At 70.4% G+C, this 26,597-nt stretch carries 23 protein-coding genes and 1 pseudogene; 12 read left to right on the top strand and 12 right to left on the bottom strand.

Translation table 11 applies throughout. The features are described from left to right. The first annotated feature begins 3 nt into the window (after positions 1-3). Positions 4-801 carry an LLM class F420-dependent oxidoreductase gene (locus tag DFR74_RS13955; protein ID WP_067503171.1) on the top strand — a complete coding sequence of 266 codons (798 nt, stop codon included), beginning with the start codon at positions 4-6 and terminating at the stop codon, positions 799-801. 44 nt (positions 802-845) lie between these two features. Here the strand turns inward: DFR74_RS13955 and DFR74_RS13950 are convergent, their stop codons facing one another. Continuing rightward, a complete protein-coding gene (locus DFR74_RS13950; RefSeq protein WP_067503175.1) occupies positions 846-2,108 on the bottom strand; it encodes a cytochrome P450 family protein in 1,263 nt (420 codons plus the stop codon). A 247-nt stretch (positions 2,109-2,355) separates the two neighbouring features. Here DFR74_RS13950 and DFR74_RS13945 point away from each other — a divergent pair, with 247 nt between their 5' ends. From DFR74_RS13945 to DFR74_RS13935, 3 genes are all read left to right on the top strand, one after another. Further along, complete coding sequence (locus DFR74_RS13945) at positions 2,356-4,140, top strand: ABC transporter substrate-binding protein/permease (RefSeq protein WP_067503179.1); 1,785 nt, start codon at positions 2,356-2,358, stop codon at positions 4,138-4,140. 3 nt (positions 4,141-4,143) lie between these two features. Then, on the top strand, positions 4,144-4,869 hold the full coding sequence (locus DFR74_RS13940) for an amino acid ABC transporter ATP-binding protein (protein WP_067503182.1): 726 nt from the start codon (positions 4,144-4,146) through the stop codon (positions 4,867-4,869). 112 nt (positions 4,870-4,981) lie between these two features. Further along, positions 4,982-5,278 (top strand): hypothetical protein, encoded by a 297-nt coding sequence (locus tag DFR74_RS13935; protein WP_084537317.1) that lies wholly within the window; start codon positions 4,982-4,984, stop codon positions 5,276-5,278. A gap of 57 nt (positions 5,279-5,335) precedes the next feature. On the opposite strand, the gene DFR74_RS13930 is transcribed toward DFR74_RS13935, so the two are convergent. The 4 genes and pseudogenes from DFR74_RS13930 to DFR74_RS37980 all read right to left on the bottom strand — a co-directional run. Then, positions 5,336-6,601, bottom strand: a complete 1,266-nt coding sequence (locus DFR74_RS13930) for a CHAT domain-containing protein (RefSeq protein ID WP_411719601.1) — start codon at positions 6,599-6,601, stop codon at positions 5,336-5,338. Between the two features lie 21 nt (positions 6,602-6,622). Then, complete coding sequence (locus DFR74_RS13925; RefSeq protein WP_067503192.1) at positions 6,623-8,146, bottom strand: tetratricopeptide repeat protein; 1,524 nt, start codon at positions 8,144-8,146, stop codon at positions 6,623-6,625. A gap of 1 nt (position 8,147) precedes the next feature. Next, positions 8,148-9,779 carry a hypothetical protein gene (locus tag DFR74_RS13920; protein ID WP_067503196.1) on the bottom strand — a complete coding sequence of 544 codons (1,632 nt, stop codon included), beginning with the start codon at positions 9,777-9,779 and terminating at the stop codon, positions 8,148-8,150. A gap of 683 nt (positions 9,780-10,462) precedes the next feature. Next, positions 10,463-11,383 (bottom strand): annotated as a pseudogene (locus DFR74_RS37980) (hypothetical protein); the annotation flags it as partial. Positions 11,384-11,535: 152 nt separating this feature from the next. Between DFR74_RS37980 and DFR74_RS13905 the strand changes: the two are divergent. From DFR74_RS13905 to DFR74_RS13895, 3 genes are all read left to right on the top strand, one after another. Beyond that, positions 11,536-12,072 carry a lipoprotein LpqH gene (locus DFR74_RS13905; RefSeq protein WP_067503199.1) on the top strand — a complete coding sequence of 179 codons (537 nt, stop codon included), beginning with the start codon at positions 11,536-11,538 and terminating at the stop codon, positions 12,070-12,072. A 93-nt stretch (positions 12,073-12,165) separates the two neighbouring features. Further along, a complete protein-coding gene (locus DFR74_RS13900) occupies positions 12,166-12,963 on the top strand; it encodes a hypothetical protein (protein ID WP_067503202.1) in 798 nt (265 codons plus the stop codon). A gap of 185 nt (positions 12,964-13,148) precedes the next feature. Continuing rightward, complete coding sequence (locus DFR74_RS13895) at positions 13,149-15,212, top strand: PhoX family protein (RefSeq protein ID WP_067503423.1); 2,064 nt, start codon at positions 13,149-13,151, stop codon at positions 15,210-15,212. 21 nt (positions 15,213-15,233) lie between these two features. Here DFR74_RS13895 and DFR74_RS35955 read toward each other — a convergent pair whose 3' ends face one another. From DFR74_RS35955 to ggh, 3 genes are all read right to left on the bottom strand, one after another. Next, positions 15,234-15,407 carry a hypothetical protein gene (locus DFR74_RS35955; protein ID WP_157115789.1) on the bottom strand — a complete coding sequence of 58 codons (174 nt, stop codon included), beginning with the start codon at positions 15,405-15,407 and terminating at the stop codon, positions 15,234-15,236. Positions 15,408-15,525: 118 nt separating this feature from the next. Beyond that, positions 15,526-16,269, bottom strand: a complete 744-nt coding sequence (locus tag DFR74_RS13890; protein ID WP_084537299.1) for a glycoside hydrolase family 25 protein — start codon at positions 16,267-16,269, stop codon at positions 15,526-15,528. A 110-nt stretch (positions 16,270-16,379) separates the two neighbouring features. Continuing rightward, on the bottom strand, positions 16,380-17,717 hold the full coding sequence (gene ggh, locus DFR74_RS13885) for a glucosylglycerate hydrolase (RefSeq protein ID WP_067503208.1): 1,338 nt from the start codon (positions 17,715-17,717) through the stop codon (positions 16,380-16,382). 219 nt (positions 17,718-17,936) lie between these two features. On the opposite strand from ggh, the gene DFR74_RS13880 reads away from it, so the two are divergent. Both DFR74_RS13880 and DFR74_RS13875 read left to right on the top strand, forming a co-directional pair. After that, positions 17,937-18,626: an SDR family oxidoreductase gene (locus tag DFR74_RS13880; RefSeq protein WP_067503213.1), complete on the top strand. Its 690-nt coding sequence runs from the start codon at positions 17,937-17,939 to the stop codon at positions 18,624-18,626. A 162-nt stretch (positions 18,627-18,788) separates the two neighbouring features. Further along, positions 18,789-19,580: a polysaccharide deacetylase family protein gene (locus tag DFR74_RS13875; protein WP_232331619.1), complete on the top strand. Its 792-nt coding sequence runs from the start codon at positions 18,789-18,791 to the stop codon at positions 19,578-19,580. Positions 19,581-19,629: 49 nt separating this feature from the next. On the opposite strand, the gene leuS is transcribed toward DFR74_RS13875, so the two are convergent. Then, positions 19,630-22,476, bottom strand: coding sequence for a leucine--tRNA ligase (gene leuS / locus DFR74_RS13870; RefSeq protein WP_067503221.1), 2,847 nt, complete (start codon positions 22,474-22,476; stop codon positions 19,630-19,632). A gap of 141 nt (positions 22,477-22,617) precedes the next feature. Here leuS and DFR74_RS13865 point away from each other — a divergent pair, with 141 nt between their 5' ends. Together DFR74_RS13865 and DFR74_RS36655 are read left to right on the top strand one after the other, a co-directional pair. After that, a complete protein-coding gene (locus tag DFR74_RS13865) occupies positions 22,618-23,022 on the top strand; it encodes an SdpI family protein (RefSeq protein WP_067503226.1) in 405 nt (134 codons plus the stop codon). Between the two features lie 37 nt (positions 23,023-23,059). After that, the gene (locus DFR74_RS36655) at positions 23,060-23,377 is read left to right on the top strand and encodes a hypothetical protein (RefSeq protein ID WP_198161663.1); all 318 of its coding nucleotides are present in this window, start codon (positions 23,060-23,062) and stop codon (positions 23,375-23,377) included. Positions 23,378-23,573: 196 nt separating this feature from the next. Here the strand turns inward: DFR74_RS36655 and DFR74_RS13855 are convergent, their stop codons facing one another. Next, entirely contained in the window at positions 23,574-23,963 is a 390-nt protein-coding gene (locus DFR74_RS13855) for a cupin domain-containing protein (protein ID WP_067503233.1), read from the bottom strand. 94 nt (positions 23,964-24,057) lie between these two features. Between DFR74_RS13855 and DFR74_RS13850 the strand changes: the two genes are divergently transcribed. Further along, on the top strand, positions 24,058-24,381 hold the full coding sequence (locus DFR74_RS13850; RefSeq protein ID WP_195125062.1) for a hypothetical protein: 324 nt from the start codon (positions 24,058-24,060) through the stop codon (positions 24,379-24,381). A 152-nt stretch (positions 24,382-24,533) separates the two neighbouring features. On the opposite strand, the gene DFR74_RS13845 is transcribed toward DFR74_RS13850, so the two are convergent. Continuing rightward, positions 24,534-25,568 (bottom strand): aminotransferase class I/II-fold pyridoxal phosphate-dependent enzyme, encoded by a 1,035-nt coding sequence (locus DFR74_RS13845; protein ID WP_067503237.1) that lies wholly within the window; start codon positions 25,566-25,568, stop codon positions 24,534-24,536. Beyond that, entirely contained in the window at positions 25,565-26,593 is a 1,029-nt protein-coding gene (locus DFR74_RS13840; RefSeq protein WP_067503239.1) for a 3-oxoacyl-ACP synthase III family protein, read from the bottom strand. The genes DFR74_RS13845 and DFR74_RS13840 overlap by 4 nt, the downstream gene beginning before the upstream one ends. Positions 26,594-26,597: the final 4 nt, after the last annotated feature.

The following is a 26,597-nucleotide window of genomic DNA, read 5'->3' as shown; positions in this document are numbered from 1 at the left end:
ACTGTGAGCACTCGACCGGTTCGGATCGGCGTCCAGCTGCAACCCCAGCACGCGCCGGAGTACGGGTTGATCCGCGACGCGGTGCTGCGCGCCGAGGACGCGGGCGTGGACATCGTGTTCAACTGGGATCACTTCTATCCGCTCAGCGGTGATCCCGACGGCGCGCATTTCGAGTGCTGGACCATGCTGGGCGCGTTCGCCGAGCAGACCGAGCGGGTGGAGATCGGCGCGCTGGTCACCGGCGGCGGCTACCGCAACCCCGATCTGCTGGCCGATATGGCGCGCACCGTCGACCACATCAGCGGCGGCAGGCTGGTCCTGGGTATCGGCGGCGGCTGGTTCCAGAAGGACTACGACGAATACGGTTACGAGTTCGGTACCGCAGGGTCGCGCCTGAACTTGTTGCGCGACAACATGGTTCGACTCACCACCCGACTGCGCAAGCTGAATCCGCTGCCCACGCGCGACATCCCGATCCTGATCGGCGGCGGCGGTGAACGCAAGACGCTGCGCCTGGTCGCCGAGTACGCCGACATCTGGCACAGCTTCTCCGATCTGGAGACGCTGGCCCGCAAGAACGCGGTCCTCGCCGAGCACGCCGCCGCCGTCGGCACCGACGAATCGCGCATCGAACGGTCGCTGGCCTGGCCGGGTGTGGAGAAGGCGCCCGCCTACCGGGCGGCGGGTGTCTCACTGTTCACGGTCGGCGTGAGCGGGCCCGACTACGACCTCGGGGAACTGATCCGCGCGATCCGCTGGCGCGACGAGGTGAACCCGGAACAGGTCGCGGGCCTGGCGTGAGCGTGGTGTGGACGATCGGGCGAATCGTCCACACCACCAACGGATCACACGGGCGCGAGCACGTATTCGTCCGCGGTGGCGAACCGCACCGGCAGTTCGCTCAGCCCGCGGATGAGCAGGCTCCTGCGCCAGGACAATTCGTCGAACTCCCCGTCCAGCGCCATCGCGGGCACCCGCTCCAGCAGCCGCGTGATGGCCACGGTCGCCTCCATGCGCGCCAGCGCGGCCCCGACGCAGTAGTGGATGCCGTGGCCGAACGCGAGGTGGCGGTTGTCGGTGCGGTCGAGGTCGACGCGGTCGGGGTCGGTATGGCGCCGGGGGTCGCGGTTGGCTGCCGCCAGCGAGATCATGATGAACTCCCCGGCGTCGATATCCTTGCCGCCCAACGTGATCGGCGCGGTGGTGAAGCGCGCGGTGGCCAAGTGCACCGGGCCCTGGCAGCGCAGGATCTCCTCCACGAACGCGGGGATCCGCTCCGGTGCCGCGCGCAACCGAGCCGCCGTCGCCGGATCGCGCAGCAACTCCAGCACCGCGTTGCCGATCAGGTTGACCGTCGTCTCGTGCCCGGCTGCCAGCAGCAGGAACAGCATCGCGATGAGTTCCTGCTGATCGAGCCGGTCGCCGTCCTGGCTGGCCGCGATGAGGTCGGAGAGCAGGTCCTCGCCGGGGTGGTCGGTGCGCGCCGCGATCAGCTCGGTGAGGTAGGTGAAGAAGCTGATGCCCGCGCTGGTGCGCGCTTCCACGCCCGCGGTCTCGTCCACCACGACGGCGGTCCAGGAGCGGAAGTCGTCCTTGTCGTCGTCCGGCACGCCGAGGAGTTCGCAGATGACCGCGATCGGCAGCGGGAAGGCGTAGCTGTCGATGAGGTCGGCGCGGTCGCGCGCGAGCATGTCGTCCAGCAGGTCGTCGGCGAGGGCGGTGACGCGCGGACCGAGCCCGCGCACGGCGCGCCCCGCGAACGCCTTCGACACCAGTCCGCGCAGCCGCGTGTGCTGCGGCGGATCGGCGAAGAGCATGTTGTCGTTGACCGCGCCGCCGAACAGTCCGGCCGCGCCGTTGCGCGCCAGCGCCGCCTGCCCTTCCGGCGAGCTGACCCGCTTGCTGATGGTCGGCTCGACGAAGGCCTGCTTGGCGACGTCGCCGTCGACCACCAGCCAGCCCAGCACGCCGTCCAGGCGCACGCGGTGGATCGGCCCGCGGGCGCGCAGCACGCGGTAGACGGCGTGCGGGTCACGGTAGAAGCTGTCGTCGGTCAGTTCGAGGATCTCGTCGGCCGGTGCGGGCGGCTGCGACTCCGGGTGGTTCACGTACGTCCTTTCGAAGGTGGCTTGGCTGTTCTGCGAGGCGTGCGCGCCGTGGCGAGCAGCGGTGGAACGTCGAGCGTTTCGATCGGTGGAACCCGTGCGGCGAACGGGATGTCGGAATTGTCTGCTTCCCCCGGGCAAACCGCGCGGCGATTCTCGCACAGCGCGCCGAGGCGCTCGCGCGTGACCCAAATCGCGTTTCCCCTGGTGTTGCTGTGTATTTGCGCGATACCCGTTACTGTGATCCGTCATGTCCGGTCTGCTCGTCGCGCGCTACCGCGCCCTGCTCGCCCTGATCCTGCTCACCGTGGGATTCGCCGCGACGGGGTGCGGCTCCACGGGCGAGAGCCGTGATCTGTGCGCGCCACCGGGGGTGAACGCCGCCTCCGCCGCGCCGGAGAACCTCGCCATTCCCGCGGCGGCCGGTCCCGATCGCTACACCACCGCGACGGTCGCGCCGCTGGAAAGCATCGACGTGAACCGGCTCGGGCTGCTCACCCCGGGCGTGCTCAGCGTCGGCACCCTCTCCGACGCGCCGCCCAGCATCTGCGTGAACTCGGCGGGCTCGTTCACCGGCTTCGACAACGAACTGCTGCGCGCGGTCGCCGCGAAACTCGGTCTGCGGGTGGAGTTCTCCGGCACCGAGTTCGCCGGGCTGCTGGCCCAGGTGGCGGGCGGGCGGTTCGATGTGGGCTCGTCCAACATCACCACCACCGATGCGCGCCGCGAACTCGTCGGCTTCACCAACGGCTACGACTTCGGGTATTTCGCGCTGGTCGTGTCCGACACCAGCCCCGTCAAGGGCTTCGACGACCTGGGGCCCGGCTCGCGGATCGCGGTGGTGCAGGGCACCGTGCAGGACGAGTACGTGGTGAACACCCTGGGCCTGGACCCGGTGAAGTTCCCCGACTACAACACCGCCTACGCGAATCTGCGCACCGGTCAGGTGGATGCCTGGGTCGCGCCGTCGGCGCAGGCGGACGGCGCGGTCAAACCCGGTGACGGCACCGCGATCGTGGCGAACTCCTTCAGCCTGGACAATTTCGCGGCCTGGGCGGTGAACAAGGGCAATCAGCCGCTCATCGACGCGCTCAACAGCGGATTGGACGCCGTGATCGCCGACGGCACCTACGCCCGCCTCTACAGCGACTGGGTGCCGCGCGAACTGCCGCCGGGCTGGAAGCCGGGTTCCAAGGCCGCGCCGGTGCCGGACCTGCCCGACTTCGCGGCGCTGGCCGCCGAGCGCGGTGACACCGGCGCCACCGAACAGTCCGCGCCCAAGTCGACGTTGCAGCAGCTGGGCGAGACCTTCTTCGATTGGGAGCTGTACCGCAAGGCCTTTCCCGATCTGATCAAGACCGGTCTGCCGAATACCCTGATCCTGGCGGTGGTTTCGGGTGTGCTCGGCACGTTGCTCGGCATGCTGCTGGCCGTCGCGGGCATCTCGCGCACGCGCTGGTTGCGGTGGCCCGCAAGGGTTTACACCGACATCTTCCGCGGATTGCCCGCCGTGGTGATCATTCTGATCATCGGTCTCGGCATCGGGCCGGTGGTCCGCGACATCACCGGCAGCAATCCGTACTGGCTCGGCGCGGTCGCGCTGGCGTTGCTCGCCTCGGCCTACATCGGCGAAATCTTCCGTTCCGGAATCCAATCCGTGGAACCGGGCCAGCTCGAGGCCGCCCGCGCCATCGGCCTCGGCTACCGCCAGGCCATGACGCTGGTGGTGATCCCGCAGGGCGTGCGGCGCGTGCTGCCCGCGCTGATGAACCAGTTCATCGCGCTCATCAAGGACTCCTCGCTGATCTACTTCCTCGGCCTGCTGGCCAGCCAGCGCGAGTTGTTCGCGGTGGGAAGGGATCTCAACGCCCAGACCGGCAACCTGTCGCCGCTGGTCGCGGCGGGCCTGATGTACCTGGTGCTGACCGTGCCGCTGACCCACCTGGTGAACTACATCGACCGCCGGATGCGCACGGGACGCCCGGACCGCCCCCTCGACGAGCTCGAGCAGGCCACCATCACCGAAGGACGCTGATCAATGAGTGCCTCTCTCACCGGGACCGGCCTGCACCTGACCCTGGGCCGCAACCACGTGCTGCGCGGGATCGACATCCACGTCGAAGCGGGCACCACCACCACGGTCATCGGACCGTCCGGCTCGGGCAAGTCGACCCTGCTGCGGGTGCTCAACCGGCTGTACGAGCCCGACGAGGGCGACATCCTGCTCGACGGCGAATCGGTGCTGCGCGAGGACCCCGACCGGTTGCGCCAGCGCATCGGCATGGTGTTCCAGCAGTTCAACCTGTTCCCGCACATGACGGTGGCCGAGAACATCGCGCTCGGCCCGCGCAAGCTGCGCGGACTGTCCAAGGAGCAGGCCAGGGCGCTGGCGCTCGAGCAGCTCGAGATCGTGGGCCTCGCCGAGAAGGCCGATTCGCGGCCGGCGAACCTGTCGGGCGGGCAACAGCAGCGGGTGGCGATCGCCCGCGCGCTGGCCATGCGGCCGCAGATCATGTTCTTCGACGAGGCCACCTCGGCGCTGGATCCCGAGCTGGTCAAGGGCGTGCTGGCGCTGATGGCCGAGCTGGCCTCGGGCGGGATGTCGATGGTGGTGGTGACCCACGAGATGGGGTTCGCGCGCAGCGTGTCGGACAACGTGGTGTTCATGGACGCGGGCCAGGTGGTGGAGACCGGCGAGCCCGACGCCCTGTTCACCGACGCGCGGACCGAGCGGCTGCGGAAATTCCTCTCCCAAGTGCTCTGACGGGGTGATCGGGGGCTGTCAGCGCATCGTCAGCAATCTATACTGATGCATATACGCTAATGTGTTACCGATCACAGATCTCCTGTCCATCGGCTTGGAAGAAGGCATTCTGATGACCACAGCACACCTCGAGCACACCGGTCACGCGCACGAGCACGGACCCGGGTGCGGCCACGTGGCGGTGCCGCACGGCGATCACGTGGACTACGTCCACGACGGTCATCTGCACCGCGCCCACGACGGCCACTTCGACGAGTGCGAATCCGCGGGTCACACCGAACACACGGCCCACGACCACGTGCACGGCGAGGGCTGTGGGCACGTCGCGGTCCCGCACGGCGACCACGTCGACTACATCCACGACGGCCACCGCCACGCCCCGCACGACGGTCACTACGACGAGCACTGACCCGGCGAGCGCCGGACCCCGGGCGGGCGTTTCTCGCGTCCGCCCGGGTCTTCGTGGCTAGGTGTGGAAGGTCGCGAAGGCGGACCAGAGCAGAGGTGAGTCGGCCGGGGCGGCGGATTCGCGCCACGCGGTGAGGCGGGCGCGTTGCCACTCGGCGAGGGTGGTCAGGGGGTCGGGGTGGTCGTGGGCGGTGTCGACGGCGCGGACCACGTCTTGCAGCGGTGTCGCGTCGACGGCGGCCAGGCGCTGGAACGCCAGGTCGGTCGGCAGCGGCCAGCGGGTGGCGGTGACGAGTTCGGCACCGCCGTTCACCATGGCGGCGATCAGGCCCAGCGCCTCGGTGAACCGCAGGTCGCCGCCGCTTTCGCAGGCGATGAGCGCGACCCGGCTGGGGATCGGCCAGAGCTCGGGGCCCGCGACGGGCTCCTCGCTCAGCGTGTGGGTGCCGAGCAGGAGGTCCTTCGCGGAGAGCGGGCGGTGGGTGCGCTGCGGTTCGGCGAATCCGAGCGCGCCGGCGGTGCAGGCGAGGTGCAGTTCCGCGTTCTCGCTGCGCCCCGATTCCGGCGCGGCCGCCGTGACGTGGCCGACGTAGATCAGCCGGGAGGCGCCGGCGCGCAACGTCTTCGAGAGCCAGTCGCGGTCCAGGTCGGTGCGGCGGAACGCCTCGACCGGATCGACCACCTCGGGCCGGAGTCGTTGGCGCGCACTGTGTTCGGCCACACGAGCGGCCAGCGGTGATGTGGCGTCCATGCGGCCCAGCACCGAACCGAGCGCCGAGTCCGCGCGGAAACCGGGCACCCGGGGGTCGAGCACGGCGACGACCGGCAGCTCGCGGTCGGTGTGCCATGTGCGCGCGACCCGTCCCGGTGCGTGCACGACGCCCGCCGGGGCGAGCATGCTCACGTCGGCGATGTCGAGGAGCCTTAGAGTCGGGTCGGGTGCGAGGAGTTCCCACGGCACCTGCGCCACCCTCGGTGACGGTTGGATCCGCAGGTGTGGGCGCACGCCTCGCGTGTGCAGCGCGTGCAGTTGGACGGCGAGTGCCTGGGGGAGCAGGGCACGGGAAAGCTGTTGGGCGAGGTGGTATTCCGCGTCCCGGTTCATGAACGCGCCTGTGGTGAGGCAATCCCGCAGGCCGTCCGCGCCGCGCGGATCGGGTAGTGCCGCCGCCAGCGCGGCCACCGCCTCGTCCACCTGCGCGCCGGGCAGCATGGCGGTCCCGCGCGCGTCCGGGTCGCCTTCCCATCGCCAGGACATGTAGAGGTCGCCGGCGTCGGCCATCCGCACTATGGCGGTGGGCTGGGTGTCGGTTGTGTCAGGCACGCCCGCAACACCTTTCGTTGCTCATACCGGCAGCACCCGGTCCTCTCGCACGGTGCGGCCGTAGCGTTGTTCGGCGGCGGTGATGTAATCCGCCAGAGCGATGTGGCCGTCCGGGGCAACGGCCAGGCGCGGGGGTGGGGTGACGGGGAGGCCGGCTTCGGCGGCGACGTGGGCGAGCGCGGAGCCCAAGCGCAGGGCCGGGCCGGTGTCGGCGTGCGACTCCGTGGGTGTGAGGGGTTCGAGGGGTAGGCGCGGTGGAGCGGGGCGTGCGGCGCGGTCCATGTCGAGTGTGGTTCCGGCGCAGTGGGTTTCGACCAGGTCCACGATCAGCTGGGCGTCGCCGCACAGGTAGGCGAACCGGAAGGCCAGACGCGTGGCGGGGTCGGCGATCTCGCGGTTCCACTGGTCGCGCTGCCCGCCGCCCGGCAGCGTGTATCGCACGGCGTCGATGGCGATCGCGGCCGTCACGGCGACGTCGCGGCCGAGGGTGAGGAGTTCGGCGGGCGGTGTGCCCTCGATGTGGTCGACCACCATCTCCAGCAGAGTCGCGTGCCAGAAATCGACCTGGGCGCAATGCAATCCGAGCCCGCGCTGGGCGTAGGCCCGGAACGCCGTGTCGAGCAGTTCTCGGCCCTCGGCGAGGCGGCCGTGGGCGAATTCTAGTGTGGCCAAGCGTGTCTGGACGGCGGCCACGTCCAGCGCGGCCCCCGATTCGGTGAAGTAGTCGAGACTGCGCCGGTACAGTTCGCCCGCGCCGTCGAGATCGCCGCGGCCCTCGGCGAGAAACCCCAGCGTCTTGAGCCCCACACCCGCCCGGTAGCCGAGCCCGGCCTGCTCGAAGTACTCCTGGCTGGCCCGCAGCGGCGCCTCCGCCTCGTCGAACCTGTTGACCCGCGTGTACAGCACCGCGAGGTTCTGCTTGGTCTCCGCGACGCCGTTCACGTCGCCCGCCGCTTCGAACGCCGCCAGCGCCTGGGTGGCGAAGTCGAGACCGAGCTCGCGCCGTCCGGTCTCGAAATACGCGCCCGCCAGGTTCATCAGCGGATGCGCGCGCAGTTCCGGCGCGAAACGGTCGGCCAGATCCAGGGATTCGGTGGCGAGGTCGATCACGCGCAACCACTGCGCGCGATGGAACGCGACGGCGGTGAGCGAGAGCAGGCACGGAATGCGCAGCGCCACCAGATCCGGGTGCGTAGCCAGATCGGCGTAGCCCCGCTCGAGCGCGTCCTGCGCCTCGTCCAGCTCGCCGACGTGCTGGAGCGCCTGCGAGTAGTTGATCAGCGTCGATACGCGCTTCTCCACGGCGTCCTCGGGGATCTGCGCCAGAGCTTCCCGGAACATGGCGATCGCCCGCGCGTGCTCGCCCAACTCGTCGCACATGCTCGCCGCGTTGATCAGCGCGCTCACCCGCACCCCGCCTTCGGTGGTGCGCGCGGCGTGCTCGAAGATGCGCAATGCTTCCACCACGTCACCGCGCTGATGCGCGGCGGCGCCCTCGTAGAGGAGTTCCAGGCCGGGTGGGGAGTTCTCGGGAATCTGCGCCATATCAGAAGTCCGATTCGCCTGCGGCGGCGGCGATTTCCGCGAGCAGGGGCGGGTCCGCGTCGTCCGGCGCACTCGCCCGGCGCACGCGGGTGGTAGCGAAATCCCGGATGCGTTGCCGGAGTGCGGGATCGGTGCGGGTGGTCGCGCCGACGCCCGGGACGTACACCTCGACGGTGTCGACCGAGTCGGCGGGGAGGGGCGTTTCGCCGTACCAGGTGTCGCCGCGCAGGGTGAGGTCGGCGGTCACGTTTCCCGCCGGAGTCGTGAACGCCGCGCGGGGGCGCAGATGGTCCGGCGCGGAGGTCAGCGTGGGTGCCGCGACGACCTGAACCCGCGCGACGGTCGCGCCCGCCTCCCGGCTCAAATCCCACGAGACCGCCCGCTCGGACGCATCCACCAGTCCCGGCGGGCAGCGCCACCAATCCCACCCGCCGATCCCGCGCCCGAACGCCAGCCCACCGCCGCGCGCACCACCAGCCGCCAGCGCGTAATCCTCGGCCCTGGCCGACAGTGGTTCGGCCACAACGTCTTCCGTTGCAACTTCCGCATCCGCGCCGTCCACGAGCAGCTCGCACTCCTCGGTCAACGTCGCGATCTCCCGTGCGAGCAACCCCTGATCCAACGCCGGAATCCCATCCACCGTCGACGCCGGCCACCACCGCGCCGCCCAGTGCGCGTACGCCAACCGCCACGCCCGCCCCACCACCTCGGGCAGCGCGGGTTCGACCAGCAGATCGATCGCGACGGCCGGGCCGTTCGCCTCGGTGCCGGACGTGTCCGCCGATCCGTGAACGCCCGGCGCGACGACCGACTCCGCGTTACCCCCACCAGACCCGGCCGCGTTGCCATCGCCGAGTGCGGCCCCGCCTTCGCCCGGAGCGCTACCGGACCTCGCGACGTCAGCCGTATCGAGGTGAGCGCTGGACGTCGCCCTGTCGCGGCTCTCGACCACGCTGTCGCCGGGGTCGGTCGCGCCGCCGTCGACCTTGGCGGTGCTGTCATCGTCGCCGAGCGGAGCCGTCCCACTGGACGCGGTGGCACCGCTGCGCGGGCGCATGGCCCGGCCGGTGCCGAACCGGTCCGTCGCGCCGCTGGGCTCGGTCGTTCCGCTGGCGGCTGCGTCGACGTCGTCGTCGGGCGGTGGTTCCACACCACCTCCAGCTGTAATGCCGCCGTTCTCGCCGGCATGGTCGTCGGCGCCGAGTGGACTCGCACCACCGCGCGGGCGCGTGGCCGCGCCAATCTCGAACCGGTCTGTTCCGCCGACACTGGTCTGCCCGATGCCTCCGCCGTCGGCGGCGGAACTGCCGGGCTCGGTGGTCCGGATGCCGGCGCTGGACGGTGCCCCACCATCGCCCGGTCCTCCGGAATCCCCTGTCGGGGCGGAGAGTTCGCCGATCACGACGGCCACGCGTTCTCCGTACAGGGCCCACAACCAGTCCTGGGCGGCGTCGGCGTTGTCCAGGACGGCGGCCGGGATGCGTTGGCCGGCAAGGAGACTCCAGGTCAGGTGGCCGCCCGCTACCTCCAAGACCGCCGTGTCGGGGGCCGGGGCGTCGTCGAGCACGGTGGGGGCGCCGGCCGGGGCGATGGCGATCGACCCGTCGGTGAGTACGCGGACCCGCACTTCCATCAGCTCGCCCTCGATTCCGCCGCGCCCGGCTCCGCCGCCCGCACACTGAGCGCCTTGCGCACGCGGGTGCGGTGATCGAGCATCACCGAGCGCGCCACGCCGTCGAGGAGGTCCCACAGCTCGCCCGGCTCGTCCGCCGGCGCACCGCGCACATCCCGCCCGTGCAGCCGCACCCACAGCCTGCGCAGATACGGCCGCCACGGCGTCCGCAACTCCTCGGCTATCGCCCCGAGCGGCCCCTCGACCTCGGCTCCGCTCACCACCAACCGCCGCGCCTGCAACACATAGGCCTCCCGCCGCCACCGGGCATTCACGACCCGATGCGCGGCCGTCTCCCCGCTCGAACGCTCGGGCCCGACACCGTCCGGACCCGAATCCCGCGAGCCGACGACTCCGGTATGGGGTGCACTCGCACCGGTATCGACTGCCACCGCTCGGGTGTGCGGCGCGCCCTCCCTGGCGCGGACCGCGCTGTCGGCGCCCGTGCCGGCCGACGCGAGACTCGCCACCCCGACCTCCCTCCGGCGCTCGCCCGAGAACTCGCGATGCGAGCTGGCCTCGGCAGTCACCCGCCCGCCGGCTACGGCATGCCGCGGGTCCGAGCCGGACTCGTGACCTCGCGCCCGCGGACCGCCGCTCCGATGCTCCCTGCGCGCCGCGTCAGACATCCCCTCCGCCCCCACGATCGGCGAAAGACCCAGCGCCAACGCGACTCCCGCGCTCGCCACCACGCGCAGCGTCTCGTCCAGCAGCGCCCACGGCGCACAGCTGCGGGCGATCTCGTCGGTCACCAGATCGGGGATCGCGGGCAGCTCGGCCCGTTCGGTAGACGCCTGCAACACCGTGAAGACCCGCTCGTACACGGTGCGATCGAACGGTAACCCGAGGTCGGCGGTGGAGGCCGACGCACCGAGCCGCGGCGGCTGCGGCAACGGGTGCTCGGTGAGCCCCAAATCGAAGGCACCGCAATCCTTCTCGCGGTACCACAGCGAGATCCCGGTGTGTGTACCCGCATTGGACGCGACGAGCCGCCGGAACAGCTCACCACCATCCCCACTCACGCACGCTTCCAGCAGCGGTGCGAACGCGAACTCCCGCCCCGCGACAGCACCGGGCCGCCTTCCCCACGCCACCGCGATCAACGCCGAAAGCCGTTCGGCCCGTTCGGCATCGGTGAGATGGTCCTTCAGCGCCTGCGTCGTGCGCCCGGCGGCGAACGAGTGGATGTCGCGCAACGCCGCCTCGGCGCGCGGGCGGTCGCGCGCCGGATCCGGATGCCCCGCCGTGACGGCCAGCTCGAAGCAGCGCTGGAAGTACAGGTCCTGCGGATTCCCCTCGGTGACCCGCAACCCGCGCCGCACCTGCTTGAGCAGCGTGAACCACGCCGCCGTGGCGCGCAGCGCGTCGGCGTGCGCGTGGACCAGGCTCGCCAGCAGCGTCGCGCCGTCGGCGCCGATCAGCGGACCCGCGCACGCCGGGTGTCGCACCGGCCGGATGACCAGCGGGTCCAGCACGAGTTTCACCGTGCGGCGCAGCGGACCGCCGTGTGGGCCGCTGAGCGCTTCGACACCGTCCAGACCGCGCCACACCTCGTCCAGCACCATGGCGCGCGGTCGTCGCATCGTGCCAGGTTAACGCCACCGCCGCCGCGACGGAACGCGCAAACCTGGGATCGGTAGGCCGGGCGCCGTTCCTACGTTTCTCTCAGGCCGCCCCAGCAACGGGCCGCATCACCGAGAAACGAAGGAGCACCACCATGAACACCACCGTCTTCCGCGCCGGAGCCGCCACCCTCGCCGCCGTCGCGCTCACCGCGTTCGTCGGCGCCTGCGGCGACGATTCCGACAGCGCCGCCCCCGCCACCTCGGCCCCCGGCACCAGCGCGGCGGCCGCCCCGTCGGGCGGCGGCTCCGTGGCGCTGGTCGACGGCAAGGAGCTCGCGGGCAGCTTCGACACCACCTGCGCCAAGCAGGGCGACACGCTGGCGCTGGCCCTCACCGACAACGACAACGCCACCTACGGCCAGCTCTCGGTCAGCGCCACTCTCACCGGCGACGACACTGTGCAGGCGGTCGGCATCGCGGGCAGCAAGGGCGGCTCGTCGGGCCTGCCCTACGCCGTGGGATACGGCAACGGCCAGCCCGGCGGCTCGGCGAAGGTCGTCAAGGACGGCAACACCTTCAAGGTCACCGGCGAGGGCGTCGGCGCGCCGGACATGACCAACCCGATGGCCGGCCCGTCGACCGCCACGTTCGACATCACCTTCGCCTGCTCGACCATCGTCGGCGGCTGATCCGGACGTTCGGCTTCCCGCCGCCCGGCGCCCTCCGCGCGGGGCGGCGGGTTCCCGAGAGCCCGGCCACACCGAAAACCCCAGGGAGCGACCATGATCCGCAATGTCCGCCTCACCACCGTAGCCATCGCCGTGCTCGCCGTCGGCGCCTACCTCTGGCACGGCCTCACCTACGAACCGTCCGGCCCCTACGACTCCGGCGCCTGGGCGAACGGCCTGATGGTCCTGCCGATGCTCGCGTTCATGCTGCTGATCTTCGTGTTCGCGTTCACCGGCGAGGGGATCGGGTCGGCGATGACCGGCCGCAATTCCGGTGAGTTCCGCAACGCGCCGATGGGCATCGGCACCGTGAAATCGTTCCAGCAGACCGGCGTACGGCTCAACGACCAGCCGCAGGTGCTGATCGAGTTCTCCGTCGAGACGGCCGACGGGAAGGTCTTCGAGTCGTCCGCGAAGAAGATCGTGCCGCTCACCGAGCTGTCGCTGCTGCGGCCCGGTGTGGTGCTGCCCGTGCGCTATCTGCCCGGCCGCACCGACCGGGTGGAGATCGACATGTCCGGCGATGCCGTCGCGGCCCAGCGGGCCATGAACGAATCCATGATCCGCAAGGGCTTCACCACGAAGGCCAAGCTCGACATCGTGGCGCGGGGCGTGGCGGCGCAGGCGGTGGTTCGGGCGCTCTCGGTGCCCGGCGAGATCCGCGACGGCCACACCAAGGTCGAGCTGGACCTGGTGGTGACCAGGCCCGACGGCAGCACCTTCGCCACCCGCTCCGAGAAGTTCCTGCCGCCGGCCGCGATCGGGAACGTGCAGGTCGGCCGCATCCTCCAGGTGCACTACCTGCCGGAGAACGAGCGCGAGGTGGTGACCGCGATCCCCGTCAACGCGTGAGCGCACCCGTCGGTTCGCGGGTTCCGGTGGCGCGATCCACCGGGGCCTGCGAACCTGTCGTGGATCGCCTCGCTGGGCGTCCGCAAACTGAGGGTTACCTAATTGGTCGGCTGTTCATCTGGGTGTTTCCTTGGAATTGTCTGCGCCGTTTACCGTGCGGCCGTCAGCTCGAGTCAGGAGTGATCGTGAGTCTCAAGCCACTCGCCCTCTTCGTGCAGCACGACGGCCGCTCCAATCGCGCCGCCGTGACCTGCGAGTACAAATGCGGTAACGCGTGCTTCCACGAGCCGCCGAACGATTCCGCCGGTGCCTACTTCGGCGATATCGTCAGCTCGCTGAACCGGCGCGGCCTCATCAAGGGCGGCGCGGCGGCGGTGCTCGCGGTCGGCGCCGCCTCGGCGCTCGCGGCCTGCGGTGACGACGGAGCCTCCGGCGCCGCCGATACCGACGCCGCCGGGTCGCCGGGCGTGGGCACCGGGTTCACCCCGGTCGCGCCGAACACCGACGACGCCTTGGTCGTACCGGAGGGTTACGAACAGTCCGTCGTGATCCGCTGGGGCGACCCGCTTTTCGAGGACGCGCCCGCCTTCGACTTCGACAACCAGACCGCCGCCGCGCAGGCCAGGCAGTTCGGGTACAACAACGATTTCGCCGCGCTGCTGCCCATCGAGGGCCAGGCCAACAGCTTCCTGCTCGTGGTCAACCACGAGTACACCACCGCGCCGCACATGTTCCGCGGGTACGACGAGAGCAACCCTACCGACGAGCAGATCGGCATCACCCTGGCCGCGCACGGACTCACCGTGATCGAGGTGAGGGGCGAGTCCGGATCGGGCAAGCTGACCCCGGTCTTCGGTCAGTACAGCCGCCGCATCACGCCGTCCACCGAGTTCGCCGTGACCGGTCCCGCCGCGGGCAGCGATCTGCTGAAGACCTCCGCCGACCCCACCGGCACCAAGGTGCTCGGCACGCTCAACAACTGCGCCGGCGGAGTCACCCCTTGGGGAACCATTCTTTCCGGCGAGGAGAACTTCAATCAGTACTTCTCCCACGGTGATCGGATCACCGACCCCGACGCCGCGGCGCGCCTGAAGCGCTACGGCTTGGTCGAGGGGGCCACGCCGTACTTCTGGGAGCGTGCCGACAAGCGCTTCGACATCACGCAGGAGCCCAATGAGGTCAACCGCTTCGGGTACATCGTCGAGGTCGATCCGTGGGACCCGCAGTCGACGCCGGTGAAACACACCGCGCTCGGGCGGTTCAAGCACGAGGCGGGAACCGTCTACGTCACCGACGGCGGAGACGTCGTCGCCTACTCCGGTGACGACGAGCGGTTCGACTACATGTACAAGTTCGTCTCCTCCCGCAAGGTGCAGCCCGGCACCGGTGCGTCGAGCAGGCGCGAGAACATGAAGATCCTGGCCGAGGGCACGCTGTACGTCGCCAAGCTCACCGGGGACCACCCGGACCGGATCGACGGCAGCGGCACCCTGCCTTCCGATCAAGGGTTCACCGGTACCGGGGAGTGGATTCCGTTGCTGGAGACCGGCTCCGACGGAAAGGGCAGGTCGCTGGTGGAGGGTTTCACCGCCGAGGAGGTCGCGGTGTTCACCCGGCTGGCGGCCGACAAGGTGGGTGCGACCAAGATGGACCGCCCCGAGGACTTCGAGCCCAATCCGATCACGGGCAAGGTCTACGTCGCGCTGACCAACAACAGCAACCGCGGCGCCGAGGGCAAGCCCGCGGCCGACGAGGCGAACCCGCGCAACCTGAACAAGAACGGGCAGGTCCTCGAGATCGACGACGACCACACCGGTACGACGTTCACCTGGTCGCTGCTGCTGGTCTGCGGCGATCCGAACGCCGCGGACACCTACTTCGGCGGGTTCGACAAGTCGAAGGTGAGCCCGATCTCCTGCCCCGACAACCTGGCCTTCGACCAGTACGGCAACCTGTGGATCTCCACCGACGGCAACGCCTTGAAGTCCAACGACGGGCTGTTCTCGGTGGTGCTGGAGGGCGAGAACCGCGGCGAGACCAAGCAGTTCCTCACCGTGCCGCGCGGCGCGGAGACCTGCGGGCCGGTCATCACCGAGTCGCGGGTGCTGGTCTGTGTGCAGCACCCGGGCGAGTCCGACGACGCCTCGGCGGAGAATCCGATCTCGCACTGGCCTGACGGCGGCTCCTCGCAGCCCCGCCCGTCGGTGGCGGTGGTGTGGAAGTCGGGCAACGGGCGCATCGGCGTGTAAGGCAGGGCCCGCCAACCGATTTCAGGACAGAGCCGGCCTCTCCACGGAGGGCCGGCTCTGCCGGACCCTGGTGAGCCGGCGAGCGTAGCCCGATCCGAGCGCGGCCGGCCGTTCCTCGGTGTCGAGAAGGCCGACGATGCCGACGCGGACCAGCGGTTCGTCGTCGGCGACGAGGACGCGTACCGGCCGGGTCATCGCCCGGGCCCACCGGGGCGCAGAACAGGGTCGAAAGTGGTGCTCATCGCCGTCTACGCGGGCGAACATCGTTAGCGCCCAGCATATTTCGGGGCTATGCGAACGCCGGGCGACCTTGCTACCCGCTGCCCGTCAACCCGCCCATGTTCGCGAAACGCGTGAAATCGCCTTGGGCTCCGCTGTATACGTTCACGTCGGTGGGGCCGTTGATGCCGGGGATGCGGCCGGAGTCGGTCTGCTGCCAGAACGTCCAGGTGGGCCAGCCGCCGGGCACCTCCGGTTGGGCGTTGCCGCGGTAGTCGGCGATCCACAGGGGGTAGCGGGTGAACGCGTTGGTGTTCGCCATCGCGGTCTTCCAGAAGTTGGGGTAGGTGTAGATGATCGGCGTCCGGCCGGTGAGCGCCTGCACGGTGTTCAGGTAGCGGTGCGTCCAGTCGATCAACTGCGCGGGGGACAGTCCGCCGGAATGCTCCAGGTCGAGCACGGGCGGCATGTCCAGCGGTCCGTTCTGCCCGAGCACCACCGTCGCGTACAGCGCGGCCTGCGGTTCCGGCGGCAGGCTCGGCTGCGCGTAGTGGTACGTCCCGCGCGCCACCCCGGCCGCCCGCATCAGCACGCTGTCGGGCACGAAGTAAGGATTGATGTAGTTCAGCCCCTCCGTGGCCTTGACCATCGCGAAGTCGTGCCCGGACCGCTTCACCGCGACCCAGTCGATCATCCGCCCGTCGACGTGCTGCCACGACGACACATCGGGCCCGGTCGGCTGCGCCCCCACCACCGGGGCGCCCACCCCCAGGATGCCGCCCGCCACGAGCACGGACCCCGCAACACCGCGAACCGCTCTCCACCGAGTGTTATCCATGCCGCCCGAGACTAGCCACCCCCGGCTCCTGTGACCAGAGTGACAAGTGGGTCTTTCGCCGACAGTTCACTGTGCTGGGCCACGACGCGGGGGAGAGGGCGCGCTTGCGCTCACCCCAGCCAATCCAGCACCGAGGCGGCGGTCCAGGACTGTTGCATGCTGCCGAGGGGTTCGCCGGTGAAGGGTTCGTAGTATTCGGCGAAGCTGCCGTCGCTGGCTTGGCGCAGGCCTTCGGCGCGGAGCATGAAGGAGCGTTCGGCCCAGCCGCGGCGGGCGAACACCCAGGAGAACAGCCAGCTCATGACCGGCCAGACCGGGCCGCGCCAGTATTCGCGCGGGCGGAAGTCCTTGGCGACGGGGGAGGTGGAGGGCGGCAGCGCGTAGCGCAGGTCGGGGTGGCCGCAGTAGCGCGGGCCCTCGAACAGGCGCAGCAGGCTGCGCTCGGTCTCGCGGGGCAGTCCGCCGCAGATCAGCGGTGCGAACACGGCCAAGGTCTCGGTGGTGATCCAGCGCTGCAACCGCACGTCGAAATCGCGGGCCGCGCCGGTGCGCGCGTCGGTGGTGGCGACCACACCGGCGCGGAACCGGTCGGCCCAGGCGTAGAGATCGCGCACGTCGGCGTGCGGCTGCTTGTACTCCTCGCCGATATTGGCCAGCACCTCGCAGGCCAGCGCGAAGATCGCGGTGACGAACACGTCCTCCACCGCGAAGCTCATGGTGGAGGTCAGCTGGTAGTCGTCGTAGCCGGCGCGGCGCATCTGCTCGACCAGCCACAGGTAGCGGTCGTACTCGCGGTCGGTGGGCCGCTGCGTGGGGTCCGACACCACCAGCACATCCTCGCGCCGGTACGGCGGCAGCTCGCCGGGCACGACGTTGGCGTAGGCGCGGTCCCAGCGCGGCGAGTTGTCCATGCCGGATTCCCACCCGTGGTACAGCGTGATCCGCCCGCTCTCCTTGGGGTCACGCGCGTGCGCCAGCCAGCGGTGCCAGCGCACCAGATCGGGCCAGCGCCGGTTGAGGAACTCCTCGGCGGTGGCCCGGGTGCTGCGGCCGTGGCGGCGGGAGTGGTCGAGGATGCGTTGCACGGCGATGGCGTGCACGGGCGGCTGGGTGATGCCGGAGGTGTCCGGCCCGTCGGGCGCGTTCGCGGCCAGCTTGCGACACTCCCAGCGCGCCGGACCGGGGAAGTAGCCGTCGACGCCGTTGGCGAAGACGATGTGCGGGATCATCCCGTTCTTCCACTGCGCCGACAGCAGCGTGTCCAGCTCCACGACCGCGCGCTCCACGCTCAGCGGCGCCAGCCCGACCGCGACGAACGCCGCGTCCCAGCTCCACATGTGCGGGTACAGGCGCGGCGCGGCGCTGGTCATGCTGCCCAGGTCGTTGCCCCGCAGCAGGTAGGCGGCGCGGGCCGCGAGCTGGGTGGGGGTGAAACCCGGGTTCGTCATCCCCCTATTCTGCGACGCCACGCGCAGGTACGCGCGTTCAGCGGAGTCCGGCTCGGCCCGGCGCGCGACCGGATGGTGTTCGGCAGTTCTCACTCTGGCATGCCCCGTCCGTGGAGTTTGGTGACCGACGACGTATGCGTGCATCGCTACCGATCGTCCGGGCGCTACGCGTTTTTACGCCCCTCGGTACGTATTGGCCGGACCTATTACGTTTTGTGTATGACCACCGCCCGGAAACCGACCGCTCTGATCACCGGCGCCAGCCGCGGCCTCGGCGCGGCGATCGCCAGGGAACTCGCCCCGACCCACGATCTGCTGCTCGGCGCGCGCACCCCCGCCTCGCTGCACGCCATCCGCGCCGAACTGCCCGACGCCCGGCCCTTCGCCGTGCCGCTCACCGACTATCCGGCGGTGACCGCGGCCGTCTCGGAGATCGACCACCTCGACGTGCTGGTGCACAACGCGGGCGTCGCCGACCTCGGCACGGTCGCGGAGTCGTCGGTGGCGCAGTGGCGGAATACGTTGGAGGCCAACCTGATCGCCGTCGCCGAGCTGACCCGGCTGCTGCTGCCCGCGCTGCGGGCCGCGCGCGGGCACGTGGTGCTGATCAACTCCGGCGCGGGTCTGCGCGCCAACGCGGGCTGGGCGTCCTACGCCGCCAGCAAGTTCGGCCTGCGCGCCTTCGGTGACGCGCTGCGCCTGGAGGAGCCGCTGCTGCGGGTGACCTCGGTGCACCCGGGCCGCATCGACACCGATATGCAGCGCGAGATCGTCGCGGGCGAGGGGCGGCCGTACCGGCCCGAGGAATTTCTCACCGCCGAAACGGTTGCCGCGGCGGTGCGCAACGCCGTCGAGACTCCGCGCGACGCGCACCCCACCGAGATCGTGCTGCGGCCCATCGCCCGATAGCGGGCGTCGGAACTGGGCATTCGCAGACCCGGACCAATCGCGCCCGAGGGCGGCGCGGTGTACGCCGGTCGGTAGCTGGATGCTCTATGATCCCTACCGGTTCGGGGATCTGGGCCGCCCGCCGACCGGTGGGCGGTGAGTTCGAGCGAGTGCGGGGCCGCTGTGGACAGACGACAATTGCTCGCCCTCGTGGCCGCGGGGACCGCCGCGGCCCTCACGGGTTGCACCGCGGCCCAAGGGGAATCGGTCGCCGGTGGCGCGGGAGAAGCCGCAATCCCGCCGCCGCCCGCGCAGCCGTTGCTGCCACCGCCGCCCGGCGGTCCGAAGACCCCGATCCCGGCCGCCACGATCACCGGGCTGCCCGGCCCCGGTTCGAGTCTCGCGCTCACCGTCGACGACGGCGCGAGCCCCGAAGTGGTCGGCGCCTACATCAAGTTCGCGAAGGACACCGGCGCGCGGTTCACGTTCTTCGTCACCGCCCATTACCCGTCCTGGACCGAGCACCGGGACGAGTTGCGGCCCTTGGTGGAATCGGGACAGATCCAGCTCGGCAACCACACCTGGGACCACGCCGACCTGACGGCCATTTCCGCCTCGACGGCCGCGTCCCAGCTGGAACGTGCGAAGACGTTCCTGCGCAATAACTTCGGCGTCGACGGCACGCCCTACTACCGGCCGCCGTTCGGCAGGCACAACGCGATCGTCGACCGTGTCGCCGCCGACCTCGGCTACACCGTGCCCACCATGTGGTTCGGGTCCCTCTCGGACTCCGGGGTGATCACCGAAGAATTCCTGATCGAGTGCGCGCGAAAGTATTTCAACCCGCAGACGATCATCATCGGGCACGCGAACGCGCCCGCCGTCACGCGGTGCTACGGGCAGCTGGTGGACATCATCCGGGAGCGCAACCTGTCGATGGTGACGTTGAACGACGTCCTGCTGCCGCCCGTCTAGCGCCGGGCGGTACTCACTCGCATCGAAGGAGCACCGCCCCGGCCTCGACTCAGGCGACGATATTGACCAACCGCCCCGGCACCACGATGAGCTTGCGCGGGGCCGCGCCGTTCAGCAGGGCCACGATCTTCTCGTCGGCCAGTGCGGCCGCCTCGATGGCGGCGTTGTCGGCGTCGGCGGGCACCTGGATGCGGCTGCGGACCTTCCCGTTCACCTGGACCGGGTACTCGACCGAATCCTCCACCAGCAGTGCGGGATCGGCGACGGGGAAGGGGCCGTGCGCCAGGGAGGTGGTGTGCCCCAACCGTTCCCACAGCTCCTCGGCGATGTGCGGGGAGAGCGGGGCCAGCATCAGCACCAGCGGCTCCACCGCGGTGCGCGGCGCGCCGTCGGGGTAGGTCTTGGTGAGGTGGTTGGTCAGCTCGATCAGCTTCGCGCCCGCGGTGTTGTCGCGCAGCGCGGCCAGATCCTCGTCCACACCGGCGATGGTGCGGTGCAGCAGGCGCAGCGTCTCCGGTGACGGCGCGTCCTCGATGACGCGGACCGCGCCGGTCTCCTCGTCCACGACCAGTCGCCACACGCGTTGCAGGAAGCGGTGCGCGCCGACGACGTCCTTGGTGGACCACGGGCGCGAGAGGTCCAGCGGGCCCATCGACATCTCGTAGAACCGGAACGTGTCCGCGCCGTACTGCTCGTACATCTCGTCGGGCGAGATCGCGTTCTTCAGCGATTTGCCCAGCTTGCCGTACTCCTGGAACACCTCGATCTCGGCGCCGGCGGCGTCGGTCCAGAAGAACTTGCCGTCGCGCTCGACGACCTCGGCGGCGGGCACGTACGCGCCGCGCTCGTCGGTGTAGGCGTGGGCCTGGATGTAGCCCTGATTGAACAGGCGTCGGTAGGGCTCGCTGCCGCTCACATCGCCCAGGTCGTAGAGCACCTTCTGCCAGAACCGCGCGTACAGCAGGTGCAGCACCGCGTGCTCCACGCCGCCGACGTAGAGGTCCACGCCGCCCGGATCGTTCGGGCCGTGCTCGTCCGTGCGCGGGCCCACCCAGTACGACTCGTTCTCCTTGGCGCAGAATTCGTCGGCGTTGGTCGGGTCGGTGTAGCGCAGCTGGTACCAGGAGCTGCCCGCCCAGTTCGGCATGACGTTGGTGTCGCGGCGGTAGGTCTTGGGGCCGTCGCCCAGATCCAGTTCCACGTGCACCCAGTCGGTGGCCTTGGCCAGCGGCGGGGAGGGCTCGGAGTCGGCGTCGTCGGGGTCGAAGGTGACCGGCGCGAAATCGTCCAGCTCCGGAAGCTGCACGGGCAGCATGGATTCCGGCAGCGCGTGCGGTGCGCCGTCCTCGTCGTAGACGATGGGGAACGGTTCGCCCCAGTACCGCTGACGGGCGAACAGCCAGTCGCGCAGCTTGTACTGGATGGTGCCGGTGCCGTACTCGTCGGCCTCCAGCCTGCCGATCACGGTGGCCTTGGCCTCCTCGACCGGAAGTCCGTTCAGGTAGTCCGAATTCACCAGTTCGCCGTCGCCGGAATGCGCGCCCTGGCTCAGATCACCGCCGGCGATGACCTCGCGGATGGGCAGGCCGAACGCGGTGGCGAACTCCCAGTCGCGCTGGTCGTGGCCGGGCACCGCCATGATGGCTCCGGTGCCGTATCCGCTGAGCACGTAGTCGGCGATGAAGACCGGAATCTGTTCGCCGTTCACCGGATTGGTGGCGTAGGCGCCCAGGAAGACGCCGGTCTTCTCCTTGTTCTCCTGGCGCTCCAGATCCGACTTGGCCGCGATCTCCTTGCGGTAGGCGGCGACCGCGTCGGCCGGGGAGGCCGCGCCCTCGTGGGTCCAGCGGGGGTTGGTGCCCTCGGGCCACGCCGCGGCAGCGAGCGCGTCGACCAGCTCGTGTTCGGGGGCCAGCACCACGTACGTCGCGCCGAACAGGGTGTCGGGGCGGGTGGTGAACACCTCGATCTGTCCGGCGGGCGAGTCGAACTTCACCTGCGCGCCGCGCGAACGCCCGATCCAGTTGCGCTGCATGGCCTTCACGTTGTCGGGCCAGTCCAGCAGCTCCAGGTCGTCGACCAGGCGGTCGGCGTAGGCGGTGATGCGCATCATCCACTGCCACAGGCGCTTACGGAACACCGGGAAATTGCCGCGCTCGGAGCGCCCGTCGGCGGTGACCTCCTCGTTCGACAGCACCGTGCCCAGTCCGGGACACCAGTTGACCACCGAATCCGTCTGGTACACAAGGCGATACGAGTCGATCAGCGCGCGCCGCTCGGCGGTGGACAGCTCCGCCCAGGTCTTGCCGTCGGGCACCGCCCGCGCACCCGAGGCGAACTGCGCCTCCAGCTCCGCGATCGGCCGGGCGCGGTTGAGCTCCAGGTCGTACCAGGCGTTGTAGATGCGCAGGAAGATCCACTGCGTCCACTTGTAGTACTCGGGATCGGTGGTCGCGAACGAGCGGCGCCGGTCGTGCCCCAGGCCGAGGCGGTCCAGCTGACGCTGCATGGTGGCGATATTGGCCTCGGTGGTGTCGCGCGGATGCGCGCCCGTCTGCACCGCGTACTGCTCGGCGGGCAGGCCGAAGGCGTCGTAGCCCAGCGCGTGCAGCACGTTGCGGCCGTGCATGCGGTGGTAGCGGGCGAAGACGTCGGTGGCGATGTAGCCGAGCGGATGGCCGACATGCAGGCCCGCGCCCGACGGGTACGGGAACATGTCCTGCACGAACAGCTTGTCCGCGGGAGTCGCACCGGCGAGCGGGCCGACCGGGTTCGGGGCCTCGAACGTGCCCCGCTCCGCCCAGTTCCGCTGCCAGCGGGCCTCGATCTGGCCCGCGAGAGCGGCGTTGTACCGGTGCTGGGGTACGTCGCTGTCGGTGGCTCGGGTGTCCTCCACGGTCCTGCCTTCGCTTTTGTGTCGCTTCTCGGTCGCCTGGGATTGCTCCTACAGGGTAGAACGCCCGACGTCAGGGGCCGAAAATCGGGGCCACCCCCTACCGCGAGTAGTACGCGCGGAGTCGTAGGTTAATCTGCTGGGGTGTTCGTCGTCGCTCTCGTCCTGTTCGCGCTGGCCGCGGTGGCCGTCGCGACCGGCGTGCTCGGGCTCACCGGCAAGCTGCCGCGCAACCGTTTCGTCGGTGTCCACACCGACGAGGCCCTCAGCACCGAAGAGACCTTCCGCGTCGCGAACCGCATCGCCGCCCCCACCTCCGTGATGGCCGGCGCGCTGCTGTTCGCCGCCGGACTCGTCGCGTATGCGGCCGGTGGGCCGATGGCGCTGGTCGTCGCCGGATTCGCCGCCGTGATCGCCCTGTTCACCCTGGGCGCGGGCGCGAACGCGGCCGGGCGGGCCATCGCGGGCCTGGTCCCCGCCGACACCGGCGGCTGCGGCAACTCCTGCGGGGCGTGCTCGCTGCGCGACGCCTGCCAGCCCGCGAGCTGAGGCCCGCTGCCGCCGGAAAATGGGGCGGCGCGGTGTCGTGCTGGTCGGGGCCATCATCACCAGCACGTTCGGCTTCGACGCGGCCTGGCCGTTCTTTCTGCTCGCCGGATTCTCGCTCGTCGTCGGCGTGATCCGCGTGATCCGCGACAACGCGCTGCCGCGCTCGTCGGGCCGGGGCTCGCTGCGCGGTAGCGGTAGCGGTAGCGGCGGCGGCGCGGGCTGGGGTGCCGGCGCGGCCGGTGGCGGATTCCTCGGCGGGATCTTCGACGGTGGCGGTCACGGGGGTGACGGCGGCGGGGGAGGCGGCGGTGGTTGCGGTGGCGGAGGTGGCTGCGGCGGGGGTGGAGGCAGCTGAACGCTGCGTGCCCCGGTCACCGCGCGACGTCGGCCCGCTGATAGGGGACGATGCGCCGTAGCGCTCTGGGTGTGCCCGGGCGGGCGTTTATGCCGAACGGTTCTTCGGGCCGCTGGGGCGTAGCGCTCGGGGTGTGCCCGGATGGGGGTTCACGTCGAACGGATCTTCGCGCCGCTGGGGTGGGCGCCCGAGGCGCTCAGTCCGAGGCGATGCCCGGCGGGGGTGGGAGGCTCCGCGAGAGCGGGCTGCCCTTCGGGGTGAGGTAGACGACGAAGAGGGTGACCGGGGTGGTCCCGAGATTGCGCGCCACGTGCGGGTACGCGGGGCCGCTCGGTTCCCGGAAGACGCGGCCGCGCCGGTAGGTCACCGCAACGCCATCCGCCCCCGGGTGATCCAGGGTGCCGCGCGCGACGAGGACGACCAGCGTGCCGTCGTGGTAGTGCCAACCGCTGGTGCCGCCGGGCTCGATCACCGTCTGCCGCAGCAGGATCTGGCGCCGCCCGAGACCGAACCGCACCAGTACCCGGCTCGCGGTCCCCGCCGCGGGTGCCGGATTCGGCTGTAGTGCGCGCAATCGCGGAATCACCCACCCATGGAACCACCCGCCTCGATCGATGTGGGTGCGGGTGTGCCGCTGGGTACTTACCCTGGAGTACGGGAGGAAGACCGGGGAGGTTCACATGTCCGGATTCGCCATCGCTTTCGCGATCCTGGGAATGATGGTGGCCGCGCCGCTGGGGTTCGGATTCAGCGCGGCGTGCTTCGCCGTGGCGGCCGTGCTCGGCGCCATCGCGTGGTCGAGACGCGGACGGCCCCGCCGGGATGCCCGGCGGACGGGCCCCGCTGACGACGGGCTCGGCGCGCGGTGGCAGAGCCGCCAGCTGCGCCGGATCGCCTCCTTGGACTTCGGCACCGACAGTTCCGGGAGCTCCGGGAGTTCCGGTGGTTCCGATATGTCCGGCGGTGGGGGCGGTTGCGGCGGTGGTGGCGGCGGCGGGAACTGACCGGTGGCAGCGCTGGCGGGACACGAGCCGTTCGGCACTCACCCTGAACGACCGCGAGGCCGGATTCGCGCCGTTGGGCAGCAACTGAATTCGCGTGTCGCTGGACCGGTGCTGGATCGGGGCAGGTGGCCGGATCGGGCCGGTCGCGGCCCTCACCCGCGCCCGGTGAGGGCCGCGAGGACGGCGCGGGAGGCGGTGGGGTCGCCGACGGTGATGCGGGCGCTGCCGTTGGGGTAGGACTTGGCGGTGATGCCGGCGCGGCGCAGGGTGGTGGCGGTGCCTGGGCCGGGGAGGTAGAGGAAGTTGGCGTGGCTGCGGGGGATGGTGAGGCCGAGGGGCAGCAGGGCGGCGCGGAGGTGTTCGCGGTCGGTGGTGATGGCGCGCACGCGGGCGGCGAGTTCGGATTCGGCGGCGTAGGACGCGGCGACCGCGGCGACGGCGTGGGTCGGGACGCCGAAGGGCAGTTGGAGGCGGCGCACCCGCGTGACCAACTCGCGGCGCCCGAACGCGTACCCGATGCGCAGCCCGGCCAGCCCGTACGCCTTCGAAAAGGTGCGCAGGATCAGCAGATTCGGGTGCCTGCGCAGGAGCGCCAGGGTGTCGAGCCGGTCGGCGGGCGCGAGGAATTCGGCGTACGCCTCGTCCAGGATCACGGTCACCCGCTGCGGCGCCGAACCCAGGAACCCCTTCAACTCGCCCGCCGTGAGCACTGTGCCGGTCGGATTGTGCGGACGGCACAGCACCATCACGGCGGTGCTCTTGTCGATGGAGCGCAGCAGCCCGCGCAGATCCTGCCCGCCCGCCGCATCCAGCTCGACGGGCACCAGCCGCAGCCCCGCCATCTCGGCCAGAATCGGATACCCGTCGAAAGTCGGTGTGCTGGTAACTATCTCGCCGCCACCGCTCGCCACCGACTGGATGATCTGCATCGCCACCCCGGTCGCCCCGGACCCGACGACCACCTGGTCCGCACCCACCCCCACCCGCCGCGCGATCAACTCCGGCAGCCGCGCGGGCAGGAACTCCGGATACCGATTCCCCCGCCCCAACTCGTAGCGCACCGCCGCCAGCACGGAAGGCAAAGGCGCGAAGGGATTCTCGCTCAGGCTCAGATCGAATCGCGCGGGCGGTCGCGGACGCGTATGACGCCGCGACGACCGCGTGTCTTCGTGCAGACCAACGTTCACCGCCCCGCTCCCCAGCGCACGGCGGCCGCGGCCGCGAAATCGCCCGCGTGCGCGAAGGCCGACATCAGCACGATCGACCCGTTGCGCAGCCGCCCCGCCCGGTTCTCGGTGTCCAGCGTGACGGGAATGCCTGCGGCGAAGAGGTTTCCGCACGCGTCGAAAGTGTCGGGGTGGCGTTCGACGGGCAGTTCCAGCGCGTCGCGCCAGTTGCGCAGGAACAGGCGATTGGGCTGGTTCGTGACGAAGGTGTCGATGTCGCGGCCCTTCACGCCGATCCGCTCGCACACGGTGTGCGCCACTTCCGGGACCAGCCGGTTGCCGCGCGCGAACACCTTCGTCACCTTCGATTCGGTGAAGCTCACGCAACCCTGCCCTTCGCCGGGCTCCCAGTACTTGCGGTCCCCGTTGGTGGAGAAGTCCATATCGCCCGCGAACTCGGGGTACGTGCGGCACTCCACGTCCAGGATCGGCGCGCTGTCGTCCTTGACGAGCAGCCCGATCCCGCACCCGTCGCCGGGCACCGGCGCCTGGGCTAGTTTGCGGATCTCGGTCTGGGTGAACACCGGTCCCGCGCAGTTCTGCGCCACCGCGATGAGCGCCGTGCGGGCGTCGGTGGTGCGCAGGATCATTCGCGCCAACCCCATCATGTTCACGAAGGCCGCGCAGCCGCCGTTGTGGAGGTCGTAGGCGATCTGCGGCCGCATGCCCAGCCGCCGCGCCACCTCGGGTCCGCATCCCATGACCGGATTGTCGGGCAGCTGGGTGTGCGTGAGCAGCACGTCGATCTTCGAGAACAATTGCGCACCATGGCGTTCGGCCAGCGGGGTGGCGGCGCGCTCGACCATGTCGACGGCGGTCTCGTCGCGATCCACGTGGTGGCGGGTGCGCGGCGAGCGGAACATCACGTTCTTCGCCATCCGGTCCGAACGCGCGAACCGGGTGAAGTACTCGGTGCCGATCGGCTCACCGGGCAGGTACGACGACACGTCGGCCAAACTGACCGTGGCGGCGGAGGATTCGCTCATGGGG

The organism is Nocardia puris (assembly GCF_003315035.1).
Lineage (GTDB): Bacteria > Actinomycetota > Actinomycetes > Mycobacteriales > Mycobacteriaceae > Nocardia > Nocardia puris.
Note: the sequence above shows the minus strand (reverse complement) of the source record. Positions and strands in the feature narration are given on the sequence as shown.